This is a genomic window from Cryobacterium sp. MDB1-18-1 (genome assembly GCF_004402735.1).
Taxonomy (GTDB): domain Bacteria; phylum Actinomycetota; class Actinomycetes; order Actinomycetales; family Microbacteriaceae; genus Cryobacterium; species Cryobacterium glucosi.
In genome coordinates, this window is record NZ_SOFR01000077.1 from 1 (window position 1) to 5,219 (window position 5,219).

The window sequence follows — 5,219 nt, forward strand, 5'->3', positions numbered from 1 at the left end:
CGGCGACCAAAAACCATCTAACTGTCACCGATGTCCTGACACAGGAAGTGTTACCGATGTCCTGATACAGAACTGTCACCCATGTCCCGATACATCACAAAAATGGTTGTGTCCCTGATGATGATCACAATTGACTCACAGGCATCTCCGCCGTAGGGTCGAATTGTTGCTCCAGTCCTCGGCAGCGGTTTATCCGCGACGATCCGAGGAGCATAAATGCTTGACAGTTGGCTTCGCCCAGGCACCGATGGCGCATCCCAGAACACGACTTCGGTCGATCCCACCGAAGACGCGGCGCACTATTGCTGTAGTCACTGCATGTCAATCACACAGGTTTCGGCTTACGGATGGCTGGTGCGTCGCGAGCTGCGCGTGGGCAAATTTGAGGGACTCCTCGGCTGTGTGGAGCAGCGAAACGAGAGTTTCGAAGTAATGGAAATCGGCGGCGGTATGCGCTGGACCGCCTTCACAGCGCTTCGCGCACTGGGCATCACAGCAGAATCTGGATCCACGCGGCTGGTGAACTCGTGATCTCGATCACTCCTGTGCGAGAGCCGGTGAATGGTTCCGATCACCGGTCGGCGATGCCGCGCTCTGCCGCACGCGGCATCGAACTGAAATTCTCCACAGACCTTGCTTCACTTCAGCACATCAGCGTTGGTATATTCGCCGTTTCTGCGGCCACGTGGCAGGTCAGGGGCCCCGGCGTCGGGGTGGACTCGGGCTCGGTGCTTCTCCGTTACATTCAACGCGTCGGGGACACTTTCGAGGCAACGAATCTCCTCCTGCCGTTGGAGAACCGTGTGGCGTCCACGCTGGCCCAGGCGTCCGCGAGCATCGCAGCTGGGACGGAAATAAAATGAGCGCCGAATTCCAAGCACCGACGATCTTCTCCCCGATCTCGCCTGTGCGAAACCCCGTCAACGCACGCAACGGGCGCGGCTCCTCGGATGCCTTCGACGACTACCTGCGTCGCATCGGCCAAGGTCCCCTCCTGAGCGCCGAAGACGAAGTCAACCTGGCCCGGCGGATCGAGGTCGGCCTATTCGCCGCCAAAAAACTCTTGCACGGGGTTGATGACCCCGAGCTCTCCCGGGAACTCGCCTGGCTTGCCCACGATGGCGCCCGGGCGAAGAACCACTTCATCGAGGCCAACCTGCGCCTGGTCGTCAGCATCGCCAAACGGTACTCCGGCCGCGGAACACTCATCATGGACCTCGTCCAGGACGGCAATATCGGTCTCGTCCGGGCGGTCGCAAAGTTCGACTTCACAACCGGCTACAAGTTCTCCACCTACGGGACCTGGTGGATCCGCCAAGCCATCCACCGTGGCATAGCTGACAAATCCCGCATGATCCGCATCCCCGTCCACACCGCCGAAAAGCTCAACAAAATCAAGCGCCTCCGCCGCGACCTTGTGAGCTCCCTCGAGCGAGAAGCCACGATCGAGGAGCTCGCAGCTGCCACCCAGCTCCCGGCCCAGGAAGTATCCCGGTTGCTCAGCTACGACCACGAACCCATTTCCTTAGACATGCCGATCGGCGACGGTATGAGTGACATATCCGAACTCATCCAAGACGGCGACCTACCCGAGCCCGAGGAATACGCGACCCTCACCCTGCGCCGGGCCGACATCACTTCTCACCTCCGGCAACTGCCGCCCCGAGAACAGGCGATCCTGACCGCCCGGTTCGGACTCGACGGCGACGAACCCCACACCCTCGAACAGGTCGCAGCCCTGCAAGGCGTCACCCGGGAACGCGTCAGACAAATCGAAAAACGCGCCCTCGCGCTCCTCCCCGTGCCCCGACTCGAACAATACCTCTACGACTAACCCCAACAAGGAAACTCAACCCCGAGGTCGGGTTCGGCCCAGTGGGGCCCCGCACTTTCGTGCACGTGTCTGTCAGCCCCGGGCACATTGCCACACGCAATCAGGCCTACGTCGAGACCGCCGAGATAGCGAGCTGAGTGAACTCGGCGCCCCCAATCAACAGGATTTCCACGAACAAAACATTCAGGAGGATGAAAAAACTGGTCTAATCCAGGATTGCAGTAGGTTCAATCGCTGCGCGCAGAACGCGGTCGACTCCCGTCGTCAAGCTCTCCCAGCGTCAAAGCAACGATGTTCCCCAGGTGAACCTTCATCGAGTTGACGGAGTCCGCACGGCCGAGGATGCTACAAGTCGTCGGGGTGCTTGTTGGTTCAGGATGTCCGCCAGGACTGCTGCTTCGCTGATGTCGGGTTCTTTGGTGCCGGTCAGCAAGGTCAGACGACGGTCGACGGCCAGATCTTTCAAGTGCTGCAGCGCCCTGCCCCGCTCAACTTGCGTGAGTTCGCTTTGGTACCGCTGCGTGAACTCGGTGAACTTGGCCGGGTCATGGCCATACCATTTGCGCAATTCCGTTGACGGGGCCACATCCTTGCACCACTCATCCAGTGCCGCCTTCACCTTCGTCATGCCGCGTGGCCAGATGCGATCAACAAGAACCCGGAAACCATCCTCGTCTTCAGCCTCCTCATACACTCTGCGCACACGGACACCCGGCTTCTTCGTCATCGTTAGACCTCCTTCGTGAGACACGCCAACGGTGAACGCCCGCCAAGAAGCGACACCGTCGGAGCGGCAGACCACCCGCCTCCAACCTTGTAGTCATTATGCTCTTCCGGCCCGAAACCATCCTCAGGAGAGCATTACGTGCGGCCAGGTTTGAAGGTCGAGACAGAGGACGCCTCCGATAACCAATATCGCCACGGGAAACTCGTTGCATCGCCACCAGGCCCGCTGACACCCACCCTCGGACCCCTCGCATGTGGCAGAACGGCGCCATCATCCGGGGCGAAGAACTGCCACTGTCCATCGAAGAGGTCATCACCGTCGTTCGTTAGGTTCGCCCCAAAGCTTTGGGCGACGCAGCCCGGGCCCCGCGCCAGCCCACGGTCCGGAAGGGGAAGTTTTCGTGGTTTCACTTCGCGTCGTGCCCGGGCAAGTTCGGTGCCCGTGATGACGTCGCCCGCGCGGATGAGGCACCCGTATGGCTGTCCGGGCTGCCCGGCGACAAGATTGAGGGCATGGTGCAGCCCGTAGGTGAAATAGCAGTAGATGTGTCCCGGCGGACCAAACATTGTCTTGTTCCGGTTCGTCTTACCACGATAGGAATGCGCGCCGGGGTCGCGTTCACCGGCATACGCCTCCACCTCGGTAATCCTGAGAGAGACCGTACCCTCCCCATCGGTGCGTTGCAGGACACAGCCGAGAATAGCCGGTGCAACTTCGAGCACATCGCGGGCGAAAAAACTGCGCCTCGCGAGACTCAACCCAATGAAACCGCTCATCGCGCAATCGTACGTGACTCCCCTGGCCGCTGCCCCAAATCAGGCGAACAGCACACTCCGATGGTAAAAAGCTCGGCGCCTTCGGCTACAATGCTGGCGGTATCGAAGCCGACGCCGCCATGCTTGGACAGCCTATGTGCATCCTCATCCCGCCGGTCGTCGGACTGAAACTCACCGACAAACTTCGCAGGGGCACCACGGCCACCAACCTCGACCTCACAATGGCCGAAAGTGGACGCAGCGCACCATCCGGGCCGTGTTGGTCGGCAAAGTCGCAGGCCGAAACCGTGCGGGTCATCCGCGCTCCAGCGGTGCGAGTGGCCCTCGTCCCGCAAGCCTTTCGTATCCCATTTCGTGACCGTGCTATGCACATGACCGTCCTCGGAATGCCAGCGCACGTTATCAGGGACTGAAAATTATTCTTCAGCGGTGCACCTCGGACCGCCCCGGCGTTGCCGCATCTCTGCAATTCAGTCAGCACTTTACTCAGATTCAGGCCCGCACCTCGCCAGTCAATCCTCCGCTGGGTACCAGACGCTCTTCCCGTCTATCTTCGCGAAACCAGTCATAGTGTGCGACTTCGTGTATGTCCGACTCATAATGTCGGTAACCTGCAGGCCGCGGGCCAATAGCGCGTCCCCGATCAGTGATCGATGACAGCGCCATGGCACCGCCTCAGCACACATGATAATTACTGTCTGTTTCGTCGCCAACGCGATCAACTCGTCAATACCGGCGGCGAACTCAGGCGTTTGCATATAGTCGGCGTAGTCGCGGAAGCTCCTGTTGCGCCACGCCCCGTTGATGGTTGCTTCCGCTACAGGGGTGTGCCGTAAACCGCCGAGCTCTTTCAGCCGCTGATAATCGATACCAGCCTCCAACATGCTTGTGGCGAGTTGACGTTCCCCGAATTGTGGGTTGTGACGCGACCCCGGAACCGTGCGCACGTCGATGAGCCGTTCGATGTCGTTTGCTTTCAGCATCCGAATGAATTCACCGACTGGATGAGTAGAGTGCCCGACCGTGTACACGCGCGTTTCATTCACTCCCCCATTGAACCGCGTGCAACAGGCACCCGAACCAAGAATGTCGAACTCTTACGACCACCCTGTGCTCCGCAACGACGCGCTGAAGCGGCTCCACACGCCGGCCACCACCGAGTTGCCATCCTGGAGCACGGCGGTGTCCTAGTCGACCCGTACTGGTCCTCGTTCCCCTCCACCAATCAAGTCAACGTGGGCGGGAATCATCGGTGGCCAAATTCCCATCGGGAGCCCCTCAACGAACGGAGGAAAGGTGCATTTGATCCCTCCAACTCCGACCGTCGGTATGCGATCGAAACCGCAACAACCAGGAGTGTCCCGCTGATCGCTTGGGCGCCGCCAGGCAGAGCTGGGACTGGCGTTGATGTACTCCACTAGGGCTACGAGTCTGCAGTGTTGCGCGAAGAAGCGTGGCCTAAATCGCGAGCCGTCCGCCCGTCCGTCACGCCCCGCAGTCCGTCCCGATCATGGATCCCAAGGTCGGTCACGGTCGTGAACATTGGTCCAAATCACGACGCGCGTGACTCAACAATTTGGACGAGTTAGATAACCCAAATCTGCCTCGACAAGCGCCGAGGCGCCCAGACAAATTCTTGGTCAGAGGCACCCACCTGATCAGCTCCGATGATAACGGACATGAGTAGGTCTGACCCTGTTTCGTTGGTGCCTTCTTTTATGGCGAAGGCTTCTTGACTCGCTGCGTCCAGCCACAACTTTCGCAGAGTCACGGCACATTGCGGGGGTTACGTCCCTGTGAGTGGTGTGGTTTCCCGCTCTTGAGCGTTGCTTCTTCAACGCAATGAGCCACCGTGGGATGGTCAGTGAGTACCGACTAAGCA

6 protein-coding genes are annotated in these 5,219 nt (G+C 59.9%); 3 read left to right on the forward strand and 3 right to left on the reverse strand.

The features are described from left to right. The first annotated feature begins 318 nt into the window (after nucleotides 1–318). Together E3O50_RS17945 and E3O50_RS17950 are read left to right on the forward strand one after the other, a co-directional pair. Nucleotides 319–531 (forward strand): hypothetical protein, encoded by a 213-nt coding sequence (locus E3O50_RS17945; protein ID WP_134558706.1) that lies wholly within the window; start codon nucleotides 319–321, stop codon nucleotides 529–531. A 328-nt stretch (nucleotides 532–859) separates the two neighbouring features. Continuing rightward, nucleotides 860–1,834 (forward strand): sigma-70 family RNA polymerase sigma factor, encoded by a 975-nt coding sequence (locus tag E3O50_RS17950; RefSeq protein WP_134558707.1) that lies wholly within the window; start codon nucleotides 860–862, stop codon nucleotides 1,832–1,834. A gap of 310 nt (nucleotides 1,835–2,144) precedes the next feature. On the opposite strand, the gene E3O50_RS17955 is transcribed toward E3O50_RS17950, so the two are convergent. Both E3O50_RS17955 and E3O50_RS17960 read right to left on the reverse strand, forming a co-directional pair. Beyond that, entirely contained in the window at nucleotides 2,145–2,561 is a 417-nt protein-coding gene (locus E3O50_RS17955; protein WP_134558708.1) for a DUF488 family protein, read from the reverse strand. A 134-nt stretch (nucleotides 2,562–2,695) separates the two neighbouring features. After that, nucleotides 2,696–3,337 carry a DNA-3-methyladenine glycosylase gene (locus E3O50_RS17960; protein WP_134558709.1) on the reverse strand — a complete coding sequence of 214 codons (642 nt, stop codon included), beginning with the start codon at nucleotides 3,335–3,337 and terminating at the stop codon, nucleotides 2,696–2,698. A gap of 119 nt (nucleotides 3,338–3,456) precedes the next feature. On the opposite strand from E3O50_RS17960, the gene E3O50_RS17965 reads away from it, so the two are divergent. Beyond that, nucleotides 3,457–3,750, forward strand: coding sequence for a hypothetical protein (locus E3O50_RS17965; protein ID WP_241975306.1), 294 nt, complete (start codon nucleotides 3,457–3,459; stop codon nucleotides 3,748–3,750). 99 nt (nucleotides 3,751–3,849) lie between these two features. Here E3O50_RS17965 and E3O50_RS17970 read toward each other — a convergent pair whose 3' ends face one another. Further along, a complete protein-coding gene (locus E3O50_RS17970) occupies nucleotides 3,850–4,383 on the reverse strand; it encodes a DUF488 domain-containing protein (RefSeq protein ID WP_241975307.1) in 534 nt (177 codons plus the stop codon). Nucleotides 4,384–5,219 lie beyond the last annotated feature (836 nt).

Coding starts and splice junctions, on each gene's coding strand:
- E3O50_RS17945 (WP_134558706.1), top strand. CDS start 319: ATGTCAATCACACAGGTTTCGGCTTACGGATGGCTGGTGCGTCGCGAG.
- E3O50_RS17960 (WP_134558709.1), bottom strand. CDS start 3,337: ATGAGCGGTTTCATTGGGTTGAGTCTCGCGAGGCGCAGTTTTTTCGCC.
- E3O50_RS17955 (WP_134558708.1), bottom strand. CDS start 2,561: ATGACGAAGAAGCCGGGTGTCCGTGTGCGCAGAGTGTATGAGGAGGCT.
- E3O50_RS17965 (WP_241975306.1), top strand. CDS start 3,457: ATGCTTGGACAGCCTATGTGCATCCTCATCCCGCCGGTCGTCGGACTG.
- E3O50_RS17950 (WP_134558707.1), top strand. CDS start 860: ATGAGCGCCGAATTCCAAGCACCGACGATCTTCTCCCCGATCTCGCCT.